At 36.0% G+C, this 18266-nt stretch carries 14 protein-coding genes; all 14 read left to right on the top strand.

All coding sequences use genetic code 11. From position 1 onward, the window contains the following. Positions 1-7 precede the first annotated feature (7 nt). The 14 genes from HMPREF0381_RS13220 (at position 8) to HMPREF0381_RS13155 (ending at position 18208) form a co-directional block, all read left to right on the top strand. Entirely contained in the window at positions 8-544 is a 537-nt protein-coding gene (locus HMPREF0381_RS13220) for a TRAP transporter small permease (protein WP_040461900.1), read from the top strand. Beyond that, positions 541-1836 carry a TRAP transporter large permease gene (locus HMPREF0381_RS13215; protein WP_008752514.1) on the top strand — a complete coding sequence of 432 codons (1296 nt, stop codon included), beginning with the start codon at positions 541-543 and terminating at the stop codon, positions 1834-1836. The genes HMPREF0381_RS13220 and HMPREF0381_RS13215 overlap by 4 nt, the downstream gene beginning before the upstream one ends. A 201-nt stretch (positions 1837-2037) precedes the next feature. Further along, positions 2038-3372: a H2O-forming NADH oxidase gene (nox, locus tag HMPREF0381_RS13210; protein WP_008752513.1), complete on the top strand. Its 1335-nt coding sequence runs from the start codon at positions 2038-2040 to the stop codon at positions 3370-3372. Positions 3373-3587: 215 nt separating this feature from the next. Then, positions 3588-4871 carry a SipW-dependent-type signal peptide-containing protein gene (locus HMPREF0381_RS13205; protein ID WP_008752512.1) on the top strand — a complete coding sequence of 428 codons (1284 nt, stop codon included), beginning with the start codon at positions 3588-3590 and terminating at the stop codon, positions 4869-4871. A 431-nt stretch (positions 4872-5302) separates the two neighbouring features. Beyond that, entirely contained in the window at positions 5303-6493 is a 1191-nt protein-coding gene (locus tag HMPREF0381_RS13200) for a sugar ABC transporter substrate-binding protein (RefSeq protein ID WP_008752510.1), read from the top strand. A gap of 100 nt (positions 6494-6593) precedes the next feature. After that, on the top strand, positions 6594-7562 hold the full coding sequence (locus tag HMPREF0381_RS13195) for an ABC transporter permease (protein ID WP_008752509.1): 969 nt from the start codon (positions 6594-6596) through the stop codon (positions 7560-7562). A 35-nt stretch (positions 7563-7597) separates the two neighbouring features. Further along, a complete protein-coding gene (locus HMPREF0381_RS13190) occupies positions 7598-9097 on the top strand; it encodes a sugar ABC transporter ATP-binding protein (protein WP_040461512.1) in 1500 nt (499 codons plus the stop codon). 8 nt (positions 9098-9105) lie between these two features. Then, positions 9106-10023, top strand: a complete 918-nt coding sequence (locus HMPREF0381_RS13185) for an ABC transporter permease (protein WP_008752507.1) — start codon at positions 9106-9108, stop codon at positions 10021-10023. Between the two features lie 25 nt (positions 10024-10048). Then, positions 10049-11479 carry an L-arabinose isomerase gene (gene araA / locus HMPREF0381_RS13180; protein ID WP_008752506.1) on the top strand — a complete coding sequence of 477 codons (1431 nt, stop codon included), beginning with the start codon at positions 10049-10051 and terminating at the stop codon, positions 11477-11479. A gap of 10 nt (positions 11480-11489) precedes the next feature. After that, complete coding sequence (locus HMPREF0381_RS13175; protein WP_040461509.1) at positions 11490-12197, top strand: L-ribulose-5-phosphate 4-epimerase; 708 nt, start codon at positions 11490-11492, stop codon at positions 12195-12197. 3 nt (positions 12198-12200) lie between these two features. Continuing rightward, positions 12201-13796, top strand: a complete 1596-nt coding sequence (locus HMPREF0381_RS13170) for a xylulokinase (RefSeq protein WP_008752504.1) — start codon at positions 12201-12203, stop codon at positions 13794-13796. Beyond that, entirely contained in the window at positions 13789-14883 is a 1095-nt protein-coding gene (locus tag HMPREF0381_RS13165; RefSeq protein WP_008752503.1) for a GntR family transcriptional regulator, read from the top strand. Before HMPREF0381_RS13170 ends, HMPREF0381_RS13165 begins: the two co-directional genes overlap by 8 nt. 77 nt (positions 14884-14960) lie before the next feature. After that, positions 14961-16670: a cache domain-containing sensor histidine kinase gene (locus tag HMPREF0381_RS13160; RefSeq protein ID WP_008752502.1), complete on the top strand. Its 1710-nt coding sequence runs from the start codon at positions 14961-14963 to the stop codon at positions 16668-16670. Then, a complete protein-coding gene (locus HMPREF0381_RS13155) occupies positions 16667-18208 on the top strand; it encodes a response regulator transcription factor (RefSeq protein WP_040461506.1) in 1542 nt (513 codons plus the stop codon). The genes HMPREF0381_RS13160 and HMPREF0381_RS13155 overlap by 4 nt, the downstream gene beginning before the upstream one ends. The last annotated feature ends 58 nt before the right edge of the window (positions 18209-18266 follow it).

Genomic DNA, 18266 nt, shown 5'->3' with positions numbered 1-18266 from the left:
GGTGGATATGTCAGATTTTTTTAAGACTGTAGACAGAATAAAACCTGCATATGATGCGACATATAAGTTTGTTCTGTTCCTATGTAAGATTTTATTGATTGGAGATATAGCAATTACGACTATGTCGGTTGCAGGAAGATATATTTCATTTATACCGGATCCTGCCTGGAGTGAGGAAACAGTACTTACATTTATGGCATATATGGCGGTACTTTCCGCAGCACTTGCCATAAGAAGAGGTGCACATATAAGAATGACCGCATTTGACACATACTTGCCGAAGAAGTTGGTAAGATTTTTAGATATATTATCGGATTTGGCGGTACTTATACTTGCGATAGTTATGATAGTTGTAGGATGGAGCTATGCTGTGAAGATAGGTGCAAAGGGTACATATGTAAGTATGCCGGGACTTTCAAAGTTTTGGCAGTATTTTCCTGTACCTTTAGCAGGAGTTGCAATGGTTATATTTGAACTTGAGGCACTTTATAATCATATCAAGGCTGTTTGTTTGAATGAAGATGTACAGGAGGCAAAGGCATGAGTGCAGGGGTTGCAATAGCTATATTGCTTATCAGTTTTTTTGTAATGATATTTTTACGCTTTCCTATTGCTTATGCGGTAGCACTTTCATCACTGCTTTGCCTTTTGGCTCAGGGACAGCCTTTATCTACCATATGTCAGCAGATGGTTAAGGGTATATCATCATTTTCACTTATGGCGGTGCCTTTCTTTATCACAATGGGTTGCTTGATGGGCAGCGGAGGTATTTCGGAAAAGCTCATTGCACTGGCAAATGCCTGTGTAGGCTGGATGCGTGGCGGTATGGCAATGGTAAATATCGTAGCTTCATATTTCTTCGGAGGTATTTCAGGTTCGGCTTCGGCAGATACGGCATCTCTCGGTTCAATACTTATACCTATGATGGTAGACCAGGGATATGATGCGGATTTTTCAACAGCGGTAACAATCACATCATCATGTGAGGGACTTTTGGTACCGCCGTCACATAATATGGTAATCTATGCCACCACAGCAGGCGGAGTATCTGTAGGAAGCTTATTTTTAGCAGGATATATACCGGGTGCATTGCTTGCAGTATCACTGATGGTCGGTTCATATATCATCTCAGTAAGAAAGAAATATCCGAAAGGTGATAAATTCTCAATAAAGGTACTTCTAAAACAGCTTAGTGTGTCATTTTGGGCATTGGCGGCAGTACTTATAGTGGTGGTAGGTGTGGTAGGCGGAGTCTTTACAGCTACAGAGTCGGCCGCTATAGCGGTTATCTACAGTCTTATTGTCAGCGTATTCATATACAAAGGACTTGATTGGAAAGGTGTATGGAAGACACTTGAGGAGTGTGTAAATACATTGTCAATAGTGCTTATTCTTATCTCAACATCAAGTATCTTCGGATATTGCCTTACAACACTTCATGTGCCGGATATGGCGGCAAGCGCTATAACAGGATTTACAAGCAATCCGATAATTCTGGCACTTTTGCTTAATCTTATTTTGCTGATACTCGGATGTATAATGGATATGGCACCGATTATACTTATTGCCACACCGATACTTCTTCCTATAGCAAATTCTATAGGAATCGGGCCGATACAATTCGGTATAATGGTAATTCTAAACTGCGGTATCGGACTGCTTACACCACCTGTCGGCGGAGTACTGTTTATCGGTTCCGCTGTGGCTAAGTTGCCGATGGAAAAGGTGGTAAAGGCAACCTTGCCGTTTTATCTTTGCATGATAATTACACTTTTATTGATAACATTTATACCGATGATAAGCTTAGGTCTTCCGGTGCTGTTCGGTAGTCTATAAATAAAGGGGGCCGTTACAAAGATTATTCTATTGTAACGGCTCTTTTTGATATTAAATATATTTTAAAAAGGCTTGTTTTAAAAGATAAAACATAGTACAATCCAATAGAGTACAATCAGATTTTTGAAGTAGAACATAGTTTTTATAAAAGACTGTATAGTAAATCAAAAATAAATATTTAAAATATATTTTGGAGGAAATATGAGCAAAATAGTAGTAGTTGGAGCAAATCATGCCGGTACTTGTGCAATCAATACAATTACAGGATTTAATGAGGGAGATGAAGTGGTAGTATTTGATCAGAACTCAAATATAAGTTTCTTAGGCTGCGGTATGGCACTTTGGATAGGCGGTCAGATATCAAAACCTGACGGACTTTTTTATTCAGATAAGGCAAAGCTTGAATCACAGGGTGCAAAGGTAAATATGAACAGTAAAGTTGAAAATATCGACTTTGATAAAAAAATTGTAAGTGCAACATTGGAAGACGGTACAAAATCAGAAGAGAGTTATGACAAGTTGATACTTGCTACAGGTTCACTTCCCATAGTACCGCCTATACCGGGCAGAGATTTAGAGAATGTTCAGTTGGTAAAGCTTTTTCAAAATGCTGAGGAAGTAATAGAAAAACTTAAAAATCCTGATATAAAGACAATTGCGGTGGTAGGTGCAGGATATATAGGAGTGGAGCTTGCAGAGGCATTTGAAAGACATCATAAGAAAGTGATATTGGTGGATATTGCAAAAACTTCACTTTCAAGCTACTATGATCCTGAGTTCAGTGCAATGATGGATAAGAACCTTTCAGATCACGGAATCAAACTTGCTTTTGATGAGGCTGTAAAGGAAATAAAGGGTAAAGGCAAAGTAGAGGCAATTGTCACAGATAAGAATGAATATCCATGTGATATGGTAATACTTGCTATAGGATTCAGACCGAATACAGAGCTTGGAAAAGGTCGTCTTGAAACAATGCAAAACGGTGCATATATAGTAGACAGCACTCAGCAGACAAGCATAAAGGATGTCTATGCAATAGGAGATTGTGCAAGTGTGCTTTTCAACGCTACAGGGGAGAAGTCATATATTGCACTTGCAACCAATGCTGTACGTTCGGGTATTATAGCCGCATACAATGCCTGTGGTAAGAAGCTTGAAACCATAGGAGTTCAGGGTTCAAATGCTATTTCAATCTATGACTTAAAGTTGGTATCTACCGGTCTTAGCGAGCAGAAGGCAAAGCAACTTGGTATGGATGTGCTTTCTACTTCATATGAAGACTTGCAAAAGGCAACCTTTATAGAAACAACCAATCCTAAGGTAAAACTGAAGATAGTATATGATGCAAAAACAAGAGTGATAGTAGGTGCACAGATGGCATCCACATATGATATGTCAATGGGTATACATATGTTCTCACTTGCAATACAGGAAAAGGTGACTATAGACAAGTTAAAACTGCTTGATATATTCTTCCTTCCACATTTCAACCAACCATACAACTATATAACAATGGCTGCATTGTCGGCAAAATAAAAATCAAAAGATTTTATATACATTTCTGACAGCAAGATACGGAATAAGACATAATGTACTACTTTAGTAGTAGCTCAAAATATGACTTGAGGGTGTTTTTATAGTTATATGAATGATGTATACTTGTCCCACACGAAAGACAAAAACAAGTTTTTCAGAAATTGTGTGTAATGACTCACAATTTATATTATTAATTAAATTCTCAGGAGGAAAAAATGAGACGATCAAGAAGAAACACATTAGTTGGCGGTGTTGTAGCATTAGGTTTGGTATTATCAGGTACAGCATACGCTTATTGGACAGATTCACTTAATGTAACAACCAAGGCTACAACAGGAGATTTCGGTGTTAAGTTTGTTGACTTAGGACTGTATGGACAGTATGGAGATGAGACAAACAAGGGTGCCGGATGGTCTATAGTAGACGGTATCGGCGACAATTCATATGTTGGTGATCAGTTCTTCTTAAGAGGAGCAAGCGATTACAACATTATAGCTAAGCCTGGTAGCATTGATGCTTATAAGGAGAGAGCTAAGGGCAGCAATAATGTTGACTTTAACGCTGAGTTAAAGGATAAGGAAAAATTAACAAAGGATATCGGAAGAGCTTATAAGAAGGCTGTTACAGATGCAAGCGGTAAGGTTGTATTGACAGTTGACAATATGTATCCTGGATATGCTCAGGCATTCCGTTCAGATATTGTAAATGTCGGTGATATAGCAGCTAAGCTTAGCAATATCAAGTTTGAGTCAAAGAATCTTGACGGTGGAAAAGAGTCAGGTAACCTTGATGAGATGATCGGTGTTGCAGTATTCCTTCACAGAGAGCAGTATGAGCCTAACAAGACAGGTAACGAGCCTACATTTAAGCTTGCTAAGGCACTTGCAGACAACGGTGTTGATTCAAGCAAGTTCTTCAAGGTTGGCGGTGTTGACTTCGTAAGATTGTCAGCATTAAATGATGCAGATGTAAAGGCAGCATTACAGAACAATGTTATCAAGTGTGCTCCTGCTTCAGATCAGAGACTTGATATGTTCGTAGGTGTTGCTATGGATCCTGATGCAGAAGGTAAGTTCACAACAGGTACTGTAGAGGACAGAAAAGATAATGATGATAAGTTAAGCCAGGGTAAGGGAATCCAGCTTTCAATGGATCTTCTTTGGGATCAGTTCAATGCAGGTAAGGATGCAGGAAACGGAAACATCTTAGTAAATCAGAATGCAGATAGTTCTTCAAAGCCGGGAACAGGTAGTTCAACAGGTTCAAGCACAGGCAGTTCAAAGGGTTCAAGTACAGGAAGCTCAAAGGGTTCAAGCACAGGTAGTTCAACAGGTGGTTCAAGTGTAGGTAGCTCAACAGGTTCAAGCACAGGAAGCTCAACAGGTTCAAGTACAGGTAGCTCAAAAGGCTCAAGTGCAGGAAGCTCAGCAGGTTCAAGTGCAGGCAGCTCAGTTGGTTCAAGCTTTGGTGGCTTTTTCGGTGGAAGAAGAAGAAGATAATATTATAAAGCTTAAAATGTTATAATATCCAAATAATATAAAAGGGCGTGTGGGAAATGGTATTTCATTTTTCACATGCCTTTTTTGTGTGTAAACTGATTATTAAACATCTCTTCGTTAAGCCTGCAAATATTAAAACAGAATACCATACATTTTTAGCTAATCTAAAAGTTGTATTATTAAAAATCTCTAATTATTATTTTCAAGAATATAGTATTGGAGATTTTTTGTATTTTAAGAGTAATATACTTGATATTACATATATAATTATATATTTTTTGTGAATTAATTAATTATTTAATCACTTAGGGTATTTGGACTGTGCTTTTTTAATACAACTTAGAGAGTTAAAAAAGATGTAGTACATTGTTAAATAAGATATATTGTACTACTATAAGAACATAATATTTCGTGTATTTTTAGGAGGAAAAATGAAAAAGGTAATTAAAAAGATTGTAGCAGTCGGTATGGTAGCGGCTATGGCATTTCCATTGGCAGCATGTGGTAGTGGAACAGACAATACGGACACAAGCAAAAGCAGTGCGGCGGAGGATACAAAGGAAGCAAAGACAATTGATAATAAGGATATCAAGATCGGAGTTTCAATATGGTCATCAACCGATGTGCTCGGATCACAGTGTAAGAGGATACTTGATGAGGCGGCGGATGCTTTAGGAGTGCAGATACAGTATGTAGATCAGGGGCATGTTTCGGAGAAAGTGACCTCATCTGTAGAGCAACTTGTAGCTGCCGGATGTCAGGGAATCATAATATGTAATTCTTCAGATACGGAGATGACATCAGCTATAAAAACCGCAAATGATAACAAGGTATACCTTTCACAGTTTTTTAGGATAATAGATAAGGATAAAAATGCCGATATTTATAAGTTGGCAACAGATTCACCTTATTATATCGGAGCGGTTCATGAGAACGAGCCTGAAAACGGTGAGAAATTGGTTGAGATTTTGCTTAATAAGGGGGATAGAAATATAGGTCTTATCGGATGGGAGCAAGGTGATGCTACATGGCTTGGAAGATGGGAAGGTTACAAAGCCGGAGTAGAAAAGTGGAATAAGGATCATCCTGATGATCAAGCCAAATTATCCGAACCGCAGTATGCCGGAACATCTTCTGAAGGCGGATCAAAGGCGGCGGAAGCACTGATGGCGGCGGATCCGGGCTTAGATGCGCTTATACCTGCCGGAGGTGGAGGTGATCCTTTACAAGGTGCTATAGCGGCAGTTGAGAGAGCCGGTAAGACTAAAGATATAGATATAGTTTCAACAGATTTTTTGCCTGATCTCGGTGAGAGACTTAAAAACGGTTCTATGGCAGGTGAATCAGGCGGACATTACTGTGATCCTTTATTTTCATTTATGATGGTTTACAATGCAATAAAGGGAAATTATACAGGTATTGAAGGAAAATTTGAAGATGTGCAATTCCCATATTTATATGTTTCATCACCGGAAGACTATGCAGATTATGAAAAGTACTTCGTAGATAAACTTCCATATACTAAAGATGAACTTGTCAGTATATCACAACTTAGTTTGGATAAATTAAAGGAAGCTGCATCCAAGTTGTCTATACAGGACGCTATGGAAAGATCAAAGTAGACGGTTTAAAAAGGACATTTAAAAATCAGATTACATTATAAGGTGTGGCTGCTGTAGTTTATACGGCAGCTATTTTAAAAGTGAAGAAAAGGATTGTAGAATGGATTTTATTACAGCGATAAAGAATAAAAAAGTAGTATCTGCAAAGGTCTTAGGGTATATCATACTTGTTTTTTTAGTAATATTATCATGGGCAGTATTTAAGATTCTTACACCGAAAAATTTCGGGTCACCCGGTAATTTACTAAGTTATTTTCAGGCAAGTCTGATAGCGACGGTGGGTGCGGTAGGATTCTACTTTGTTATGGTAATGGGCATGTTTGACTTTTCGATAGGTGCAAATATCATGCTTTCTGCAATAGTGGGAAGTGTATTTGCAGGGAAGTTCGGAATGGGATATATAGGATTAATACTTGGATGTATAATAACAGGAACTATAGTAGGTATTTTAAACGGTTTTTTATATGTAAATTTGAGAATACCGTCAATGATAGTAACTACCGGATTGGCACTTATATATGAGTCGGTTGCCAATTATATATCAGGTGGAGTTGAGCAAACATTATCATCTGAACTGAGAATTTTCGGACGTATGCCGGGAGACATTATATTGGCTTTAACAGCCTTTGCAACAGCATATTTAATATTAAATTATACTAAAATAGGTACATACACATATGCAATAGGAAGTAATGAGTTTGTAGCTAAAAATATGGGTATCAATATAAAGAAATATAAAGTGGCGGCATTTATTATTTCAGGTGCATTTTTAGGAATTATGTCAATACTTACAATAAGCTACGGCTCATCTATGGTGGCTGTAACCGGTATGGCATCTATGAGCAGAAACTTTATACCTACAATGGGATGTTTCTTTGGATTGGCTTTTAAAAAATACGGAATGCCTTTGCAGGCAATTATTATAGGAGAGTTTGTAATCAATATTATATTCTTCGGTTTTATTGCATTAGGCGCACCGACTGCAATACAAGATGTCATTACAGGTATTACATTGCTTATTATAATAACATTGACAACAAAGGTAAATAAAGGCGATATAGTTAAGTGATTGCTTTTTGCCAAACATTTTCAAAAGGAGATAAGATGGGTGAAGTAAGATTAAAAATTGAGCATCTATGTAAAACTTTCGGTATTACAAAGGCTGTCGCAGATGTTTCATTCAGTATAAAAAAGGGTGAAGTACATGCACTGATAGGTGAAAACGGTTCAGGTAAATCCACACTCACAAATATGCTTACAGGAATTTATACAATTGACAGCGGTAAGTTCATTTTAGACGGCAGAGAAGTACATCCTAAAAATCAAGTTGAAGCAAACAAAGAAGGTATTTCAATTATAGTACAGGAACTTGGAACCCTGTCAGGGCTTACCGTTGCTGAAAATATTTTTTTAGGACATGAAGATAAATTTACAAAATTCGGAATAAAAAATACAAATCTGATGAATAAAATGGCAACCGAGCTTTTGAAAAAATACGGTTTTGACAGAATTAAAGCAGGTGAGATAATTGACCGGTACAATTTTGAGGACAGAAAGTTGATAGAAATTGTAAAGGCGACATATTTTGAACCGAAGATTGTGGTAATTGATGAGACTACTACTGCACTTTCAAATGAGGGAAGGCATGAGCTTTACAAGCATATGGAAAGAATAAAAAAAGCCGGAAATACGGTAATATTTATATCACATGACCTGCCTGAGATCCTTGAAAAATCAGATACTGTCACTGTTCTTAGAGACGGTGTTTATATAGATACGGTTTCATCTAAGGATATAGATGAAGAGGGGCTTAGGAAGTTGATGGTCGGCAGGGAACTTGAAGGAGACTATTACAGAAAACAATTTGGAGAGTCCGTTAAAGATGAAGTAGTCCTTTCGGTAAAAAATGTATCGGTGCCGGGCCTGTTGGAAGATGTGAGTTTTGATTTACATAAAGGAGAGATTCTGGGGTTTGGCGGACTTTCAGAGTCGGGAATGCATGAAATAGGAAAGGCAATTTTCGGCGCTTCCTATGACAGAAGCGGAGAGGTAATAACTTCTGACGGAACACATATAAATGATATACCTACAGCTATTGCACATTCCATAGCATATACATCAAAGGACAGGGACAATGAATCTGTAGTAATGAACGAGTCTATCGGAGATAATATTTGTTTGCCGTCACTTGATAAGTTGAAATTAAAATGGAAATTTTTATCAGACAGAGCTATGAATAATTTTGCAAATGAGTATGCAAAGAAAATGTCTGTAAAGATGGTAAATATAGATCAGTTCGTTTCCGACTTATCAGGTGGAAATAAGCAAAAGGTGGTACTTGCCAGATGGATTGGTAAGGATTCAGATATAGTGGTGCTTGATTCGCCGACCAGAGGAATAGATATCAAGGTGAAACAAGATATCTACAATCTTATGAACGGTATGATAAAAAGCGGTAAGTCTATTATTATGATTTCAGAAGAGCTGATGGAGCTTATCGGTATGTGTGACAGAATAATAATAATGAAAGACGGAAAAATTTCAGGAGAAATAGATAGAAGTGTAGAGATAGGTGAGAATACTCTTATTTCTATGATGGTTTAGGAGGAGATATGGACAGAAAGAATATTTTTCGTGCTCTTTTACCTATAGTCGGACTATGTGCCATTTTTGTGATTTTCAATATTTTCACAAATTGGAGAATGATATCAAATTTACCTTTAGTATTATCACAGGCTTATGTTGTTATGATTTCCGCTACAGGGGTGTTTTTTGTTATGACTATGGGTGGATTGGATTTTTCACAAGGTTCTATATTAGGACTTGCTTCTATAGTTGTATGTGTGCTTTCAAAATATAATATAATGATTGCAATACTTGGAGGAATCTTAACAGGAGCTGTTATCGGAGGTATAAACGGGTATTTTTATGTAAACAGGAAGATACAGTCTTTTATTGTAACTATATGTACCATGTTTTTGCTAAGAGGAGTAATAAAGTATCTTACAACCAATGCACCGGTTGCCGGAGCCGCAAGTCTGGTAAGTTTTGATACAATCGGATTAAAGATAGGTATCACAGTATTAGTAGTTGTAACAGCATTTGTAGTATTTAGATTCACGAAATTCGGCAGGTACTTAAAGGCGATAGGTGCAGGAGAAAAAGCCGCTATGTTTGCAGGAGTAAGAACTGATAAGATGAAATTTTTAGTATATATACTTGCAGGTGCAATGACAGGATTTGCAGCTTTTATCAATGTGATTAAAGTCGGCTCTGTTACTTCATCAGGTGGAAGTCAGCTTGAAACTCAGATTTTGATTGCATTGGTACTTGGCGGTATGCCTATATCAGGCGGTGCAAAGGTGAGGTTTGAAAATATAATTGTAGGTTCATTATTATATATTGTATTGAATAGCGGATTGACAATGATGGGATTTTCCACACAAATGATGCAACTTATACAGGGAGTGATTTTCCTTATATTTGTAGCGGTATTTGCCGACAGAAAATCAATACAGGTTATCAAATAACAGTTTTATATAAGGAGTAAATAATATGAAAAAAGTATACTTTATAGTAGGCAGTCAGGATCTATATGGTAGAGAATGTTTAGATACTGTTGCAAAAGACAGTGAAAAAATGGTAAAATTCTTAAATGAAAAGCTTGAATATATAGCGAAACTTGAGCTGATGCCGATAGTAGAGACATCAGAAATCTGTATTGAAAACTTTAAGAAGGTGATGGTGGATGAAGATTGTATCGGAGTGATTACATGGATGCATACTTTTTCACCTGCCAAGATGTGGATAAAGGGATTGTCATTGCTTAGAAAACCGCTGTTACACTTACATACACAGTATAATGAGAAGCTTCCTTATGAAAGTATAGATATGGATTTTATGAATTTGAATCAATCGGCTCATGGAGACAGAGAATACGGCTTTATACTTGCCAGAATGGGAATAGTACATGAAGTAGTGGCAGGATATTATAAACATGAAAGAGTCATTTCACAGATAAAGAGATTTATCGAGGTGGCAAATGCTATAGATTTTTCAAGACATCTGAAGGTGGCAAGCTTTGGCAACAATATGCGTGAGGTTGCAGTCACTGACGGAGACAGAGTGGAAAGCCAGATAAAGTACGGCTGGGAATGTAACTACTATGCACTTGGTGATTTGGTGGATATAATAAATCATGTAAGTGAAGTTGAGACAGATAAGAAGATGGAAGAGTATTTGTCAAAATATACTCTAAAGACTGACAATATAAAAGCGGTGAGGGAACAGGCAAGGTATGAGGTGGGATTGGATAAATTCCTTGATAAAAATAATATCGGAGCTTTCACAGATACATTTCAAGATTTACATGGGCTAAAACAGTTGCCGGGAATATCGGCACAAAACTTGATGGCAAGAGGCATAGGGTTTGCACCTGAAGGAGATTACAAGACAAGTGCATTCAGTGCCGTACTTATGAAAATGGCAAAACATAGAAGCGGAGCAACCGGCTTTATAGAGGATTACACATATGATTTGACTGAAGATGAGGAACTTGAACTTGCAAGTCATATGCTTGAGGTTCCGCCGTCATTTGCAGCTACAAAACCGGAGATACAGGTTTTACCGCTTGGAATAGGCGGTAAGGAAGATCCTGCAAGACTTGTGTTTGATGGAGTGACAGGTGACGGAATACAGGTAACAATGGTGGATATGGGAGACAGATTTAGAATAATCTGTGCAGATATAGAACTTGTCAAGCAGCCATATCCTATGCCGAAGTTGCCGGTTGCAAGAATTATGTATAGACATAAACCGAACTTTGAACTGGGAACGGCAGCATGGTGTTATGCAGGCGGTGCGCATCACTCTATTGTATCTACCGCACTTACAAGAGAAGATATTGCAATGTTTGCAAGACTTACAGACAGTGAACTTATTACTATAGGTAATGATACAAGAAGAGAAGACTTATCACATTTATAACGGGAGGAGCATGTTAGAAGAATTAAAGAAAAAAGTATATGATGCAAATATGCTTTTACCAAAGTATGGTTTGGTAACATTTACATGGGGGAATGTATCGGGTATAGATAAAGAGAGAAAATACTTTGTTATAAAGCCGAGCGGTATAGAGTATGACAAACTTACACCTGATGATATGGTGGTAATGGACTTGGAAGGGAATAGAGTGGAGGGAAGATACAATCCCTCTTCCGATACAAAGACTCATCTCATAATATACCGAAACTTTAAAAATGCGGGCGGTATAGTGCATACACATTCGCCTTATGCTACAGGATTTGCACAGGCGGGAGCGGATATTGCCTGTATGGGTACAACACAATGTGACTATTTCTGTGGAGATATACCATGTGTAAGACATCTTACAAAGGAAGAGCTTGATGAGGATTATGAGCTTAACACAGGCAAGGTTATAGTGGAAACATTCAGAAAAAGAGATATAAACTCGGAATATATACCGGGATGTATATGTAAAAGTCATGGACCTTTTTGTTGGGGCAAGGATGCAAATACGGCGGTACATAATGCGGTGGTTATGGAGGAAGTGGCAAAGATGAATCTTTTTGCACTGACTGTAAATCCGAATGCGGCCAAAGCTCCACAGTATTTGAAGGATAAACATTTTTTGAGAAAGCATGGCAAAAATGCCTATTATGGGAATCAGGCGGAAATCAGGTGAGATATGGACAGCAGACAGATAATAGAAAATGGTGATATATTCTTAGGAATTGAACTCGGCTCTACAAGGATAAAATCTGTACTTACAGATGAAAACGGAACAGTGCTTGGTATAGGTATTCATGACTGGGAGAACAGTTTTATAGACGGTATATGGACATATCCTGTTGATGAGATACTTTTTGGACTTTCAAATTGTTATAAAAGCCTGAAAGCCGATATCAAAGATAAGTTCGGTATTACAATAAAGCAGATAAAGTATATGGGTATCAGTGCCATGATGCATGGATATATGGCATTTGATAAGGATATGAGGCTTTTGGCTCCCTTTCAAACATGGAGAAATTCAAATACGGAAAGGTCGGCAAGAGAATTAAGTGAGAGCTTTAAGTTCAATATACCTCTTAGATGGACAATAGCACATCTTTATCAGAGGATACTTGATAAAGAAGAGCATGTGAAAAATATTGGATTTGTTACAACTCTCTCCTCATATATCCACTATATGCTTACAGGCAAAAAAAATATAGGCATAGGAGATGCTTCAGGTATATTTCCGATAGATTCAACTGTAAGAGACTATGATAAAACAATGCTTGATATATTTGAAGAAAAAATCAAAGACTGTAATTTCTCATGGAAAATAAGAGATATACTGCCAAAGGTTATGGTGGCCGGAGAATGTGCCGGTATACTTACAAAATCAGGTGCCAATCTTTTAGATAAGGACGGTGATTTGGCAGAGGGAAGCATACTGTGTCCTCCTGAGGGAGATGCAGGTACCGGAATGGTGGCAACCAATTCTATTGCAAAAGGCACAGGAAATATGTCGGCAGGAACAAGTATGTTTGCAATGCTTGTTCTTGAAAAGAAACTTAACAACTATTATGAAGAGATAGATATGGTGACTACTCCTGTTGGAGATCCGGTGGCGATGTCACATGCCAATAACGGTACCGGTGATCTGAATGCATGGGTTGGAATATTTAGAGAATTTGCAAATTTATTCGGAATGAACATCACTGACGGTGAACTCTATGAAAAACTATATACAAATTCTTTAAACGGCAGCAGTGACTGTGGAAATCTTATGTCATTCGGATATTTTTCAGGTGAGGGCATTACCAAACTTAGTGAGGGCAGACCTTTATTTTTGAGAAGCCCGAAGAGTAAATTTACTTTGGCAAATTTTATGAGGGCACATCTATACAGTTCACTTACTGCCGTTAAGTTGGGACTTGATATCCTTACAGAGAAGGAAAATGTAGTGATAAAGAAAATGATGGGGCATGGAGGCTTCTTTAAAACAAAAGTGGTCGGGCAAAGATATCTGTCCGCTGCTATAGCTGCTCCTGTAGAAGTACTTGATAATGCAAGCGAAGGGGGTGCATGGGGAATAGCACTGCTTTCATTATATGTAAAGTATGCAACGCAGTATAAAGACTTGTCTGAGTTTTTAGAAAAAAGAATCTTTGTACATAATACCGGAAGTGAGATTATGGCGGATGAAAATGATATAGAGGGATTCAAAGACTTTACACAAAGCTATATGAAGGCTTTAGATATTGAAAGGTTGAGTGTTGAAAGGTTTGATGAATGAAAAAAACGTCAATCTGAAGTATATGAAGGTATATAATTGGGGCAAGACCATTATTATAAGCGGTGTTCTAAAATATGGTGCCAAGTTTCCAAGTGAAAATGTACTTACGCGAAAGTTCGGATTTTCAAGGGAGACTGTAAGAGGTGCTTTAGAACATTTGGAAGATGAGGGTCTGATAAGAAGAGTTCGAGGAAGCGGAACCTATGTTTCTTTTAAAATGGAGCAAAGTTCCAAAAAGAAGGTGGGATTGATTCTAAGTTATCTGTCAGACTACTTCTTTCCAAGATTATATGACGGTATAAAGTCTATTATGGATGAGGAAAATATACAGATTGAACTGGCTGTAACAAGGAACAGTTTGAATGAAGAAGCGCATTATCTTGATAAATTTTTGAATATGAATATATCAGGGATAATAGTGGAAGGCACTAAGTCTTCATTTCCAAATCCTAATGTCAGACTGTATGAAAAGCTTGTAAGAAAGAACATTCCTATTATATTTATTCATAACCACTATTCAAACCTTGATTTTGACAGTATCAAGATGAGTGATGCAAAATGCAGCTACGAGTTGACCAAATTGCTGATAGAAAACGGACATAGAAAAATCTGCGGTATTTTCAAGTATGACGATATGCAGGGTATTGAGAGATATAAAGGATTTATGGAATGTATGGCGGACAATGACATCGTCATAGATGATGACTGTATAAGGTGGTATTCTACAAAGGATTTTGATTATAAATTTTCAAAATCAAGTATGAGTTCATTCTATAAAAAGATTAAAAACTGTACCGCTATGATTGCCTACAATGATGAAATTGCTTATAAGTATGCAGATTTTTTTAATATTAAATCTGAAAAGTTTTTAAACACATTCTCAATGGTCTCCTTTGATGATGCGGTACTTGGAGAAAAAGACTTTAAGATAATTTCAGGAGCTCATCCGAAGGAAAAACTTGGAAGGCTGGCAGCAAGAAACATCATAAAGATGCTAAATGACAGTGACTGGATAAATCACAACTATTCACACAACTTCCCGGTAATAATCAGTGAGGGAAATTCGGTAAAAAAAGTGGAAAGGTGATAAGCTATATGCCCTATGATCAGGTGTTTTGCCGGGTTGTAGGGCATATTAAATTTATGTAAGCAGCGGAGGAGAGTATGAAATTAAAGAATAAGTTATTGATTGTCATGGTATTGATATTGACAGTGAGCGGTATTATTGTAACAGGAATTTGGTATTGGGTAAGCAAAAAGATGTCTGTAGTTTATGCTGAAAATATATCTAAAAGTGCAATGCTTGATGCCTACCATGCGTTTGAGTATATATTAACAGACACTGCATATATGACAACAATGATTGCAATTGACAGAAATAATGTCATAGTACCGGTTTTAACATTAAGTACAAAAGTAATAAAGGAAAATGGACAGTGGAATGATGTTTATTTGAAAAATAAAAGATTGATTTTAAACTATATAATAAGCATTGATGGATATAAGTATTATATTTCAGGAATTTCTGTTGTAGTAAATAAGGAATGCGTCTTTTCATCAAATCATATCGTTCCAAGTGATGAAGGAGTATTATCGGAGATAATGGCATTGGACAGAGAAAAACTAAAAAACTCTGTGGTTATGATGAAACCTGTTCATATGGAAGGTATGAAATCAAACTCAAAAAGTGACTATGTAGTCCCTGCGGTACGAGGTATATTAGATAGCTTTGGAAATATTATAGGATATGTTGTAGTGTATTTTGATTATGGAGTAATTGATCAAATGTTTTCGACAAGCCTACCACAAAATAGCATTTTTTTTGTAACAGATAGTAAAAAAAATTTGATTTATTCAAATTATGATATGAGTGAAGATGATTTTAATAATCTAAGTGATGGATATATAAAAAGTAGTTTTTTTGCGGATAAAGTGGATTGGGAGTTTAAGATAGCCATACCTACAGAATATTACACAAAACGTATAAATTATACAGCACTTTTATCAGGGGTTATGATAGTTGTAATAGTAGTTATATCTGTTATTATCTGTATTATACTGACTTCAAGGATGCTGAGAGAAATTACAGTGCTTAAGAATAAAATGCAGGGTATTGCAAATGGTGATATGGATATTAGATATAAAGTAAAAGCAAATGATGAAATAGGTCAGATGGGTTTGGTTTTTAACAGTATGATAGATAAGATAGAGACCTTAATGGAGACGGTTGAATATAAAGAAAGAGAAAAAAGAAAAGCAGAGATATCTTTTTTACAGGCTCAGATCAATCCGCATTTTTTATCAAATACATTAAATACTGTTGTTTGGATGGCTAAGATACAGCATGCTGACAATATAGTACCCTTGGTAAATAATCTGAATTCATTGCTTAATTCAGTGATTAGAGAGAAAAAGGAATTGGTTTTACTAAAAGACGAACTGGATTATGTGGACAGATATTTGAATATTATGGAATATAATGGAAATTATGATTTTACAGTAAAAAAGGATATTGAGAATATAGCATTAAATCTCTATATTCCAAGATTTATTCTACAACCGATTTTAGAAAATGCAATTTATCATGGAAAGTCAGAAGACCTCAATAGTGAAATAACTATAAAAGCGTTTGTTGAAGCAGAATACCTTAATATTATAATAAGTGACAATGGAGTGGGTATGACAAAAGAAGAAATAGAAATGATATTTGCAAAAGATGACAGTAAATATACATCAAATAAAATAGGAATTAAAAATGTTAATGAAAGAATAAAAACCTTGTTTGGAGATGATTATGGCATATACTATGAAAGTAGACCGGGTAAATATACAAAATGCAAATTTTTATTACCAAAAAAGGAGAACTGTCAATGAAGATGATTACTTTAGCAATAGTGGATGATGATATGGTGAGCAGAAGTTCTATAAAAAAATATCTTGAAAATAGTGACAGATATGAAATAGTTATGGAATTTATAGATGGAAAGGGATTGCTTGACTGGTTGAAGAATAATTCTGTGGATATACTTTTGTGTGATATGAGGATGTCTGAAATGGACGGCGTGGAGCTTATGAGGGCACTACATCTTTTGTATGAATATATACCTATAATTGCAATCAGCAGTTTTGATGATTTTTACTATGTCAGAGGCAGTCTTAGAAACGGTGCTGCTAATTATCTTTTAAAGCATGAATTGACAAGAGAATATTTGGAAAGTGTACTGGATAAAGTATGTGATCAATACAATATACATCCAAGTGAGAATAGAATTTATAAAAAAAGAGGATATGTAGCTTTATGTAGGAATGACTTTGAAACTTCAAAAATAAAGACATTATGTGAACAAGACATATTGGATTTTGAATTTGGAAAAATAGGAATAATTGTTATAAGCCCTGATATCAAAATAAAGTCAGGAGTAAATATATTGGAATTTAAGCAAGATATATGCAAAGTTATTTTAGATATGATAAGTCAGATATTAGGTGACAAGTACTCATATATTGCAAACATAACCGACAGCTATAATATTGTTTTACTTGTATCATTTGGTCTTGAAAGAAGCACACTAATTATTATTAATACGATTCACAGTATAGCAAGTAGACTGTATAGAATGTCAGTGCGTATGCTTGACACAACATTGTATATTATTTGCAGTGATACATATGAAAGTATAGAGTCAGCTATGGAAGCACAGGAGAGTATACAAAAAAAGATTGAAGATAAATTTTATAATGGAGCAAATAAAATCATTTATGATGCAGTTACGGCAAAAATCAAGTATAAGGATAGTGAATTTGAAAGAACATTCTTAGATCAGCTGGAATTTGAAATTCAAAATAATATCAATAATGTAAAGAAGACTGTAGAAGAGATTTTTTATAAATTGGAAGAAGGCAGATATAGTCAAGTAATAGTAAGAGAAACCGCTGAAAAAATATTAGAGTTATTGAGAGTATATAAGTTGACAGACGCAACAATGTTTGATGATGCAAAGCTTAGGATGAAATACTTTGATTTATTCACTCAATATAGAGAACTTGTTGAAGATTTTATGAAAAAGATTCTTACTGATAATAAAAAAAGATATTCCGCTGCAATTGAAGTGGTTATAGCGTATATAAATAATAATATATCAGAAGATATTTCACTTGAAGACTGTGCAGGCATAGCAAATATCGGTTATACAGTACTTAGCAGGGAGTTTAGGGCTGAGACAGGAATGAGATTTGTAGAGTATTTGAATTTACAAAGAGTGAATAAGGCAAAAAGTCTTTTGATTCGTGGAAGTATATCCATGAAAGAAGTCGTGAAGAAATCAGGATTTAGAAACTATAATTATTTTTTTAAAGTGTTCAAAGATATCACAGGAGAAACACCAAGTGATTTTTTAAACAAAAAAATATAGTAAAAAGCAAAAATTTAGATTACCTCTGTCTTATATAAAATTTATAATGATTTGTAGA

This window comes from Lachnoanaerobaculum saburreum DSM 3986, from assembly GCF_000185385.1.
Lineage (GTDB): Bacteria > Bacillota > Clostridia > Lachnospirales > Lachnospiraceae > Lachnoanaerobaculum > Lachnoanaerobaculum saburreum.
The sequence above is the reverse complement of the archived record's forward strand: the minus strand, read 5'-3'. Positions and strand labels throughout refer to the sequence as shown.

Coding starts and splice junctions, on each gene's coding strand:
- HMPREF0381_RS13220 (WP_040461900.1), top strand. CDS start 8: ATGTCAGATTTTTTTAAGACTGTAGACAGAATAAAACCTGCATATGAT.
- HMPREF0381_RS13215 (WP_008752514.1), top strand. CDS start 541: ATGAGTGCAGGGGTTGCAATAGCTATATTGCTTATCAGTTTTTTTGTA.
- nox (WP_008752513.1), top strand. CDS start 2,038: ATGAGCAAAATAGTAGTAGTTGGAGCAAATCATGCCGGTACTTGTGCA.
- HMPREF0381_RS13205 (WP_008752512.1), top strand. CDS start 3,588: ATGAGACGATCAAGAAGAAACACATTAGTTGGCGGTGTTGTAGCATTA.
- HMPREF0381_RS13200 (WP_008752510.1), top strand. CDS start 5,303: ATGAAAAAGGTAATTAAAAAGATTGTAGCAGTCGGTATGGTAGCGGCT.
- HMPREF0381_RS13195 (WP_008752509.1), top strand. CDS start 6,594: ATGGATTTTATTACAGCGATAAAGAATAAAAAAGTAGTATCTGCAAAG.
- HMPREF0381_RS13190 (WP_040461512.1), top strand. CDS start 7,598: ATGGGTGAAGTAAGATTAAAAATTGAGCATCTATGTAAAACTTTCGGT.
- HMPREF0381_RS13185 (WP_008752507.1), top strand. CDS start 9,106: ATGGACAGAAAGAATATTTTTCGTGCTCTTTTACCTATAGTCGGACTA.
- araA (WP_008752506.1), top strand. CDS start 10,049: ATGAAAAAAGTATACTTTATAGTAGGCAGTCAGGATCTATATGGTAGA.
- HMPREF0381_RS13175 (WP_040461509.1), top strand. CDS start 11,490: ATGTTAGAAGAATTAAAGAAAAAAGTATATGATGCAAATATGCTTTTA.
- HMPREF0381_RS13170 (WP_008752504.1), top strand. CDS start 12,201: ATGGACAGCAGACAGATAATAGAAAATGGTGATATATTCTTAGGAATT.
- HMPREF0381_RS13165 (WP_008752503.1), top strand. CDS start 13,789: ATGAATGAAAAAAACGTCAATCTGAAGTATATGAAGGTATATAATTGG.
- HMPREF0381_RS13160 (WP_008752502.1), top strand. CDS start 14,961: ATGAAATTAAAGAATAAGTTATTGATTGTCATGGTATTGATATTGACA.
- HMPREF0381_RS13155 (WP_040461506.1), top strand. CDS start 16,667: ATGAAGATGATTACTTTAGCAATAGTGGATGATGATATGGTGAGCAGA.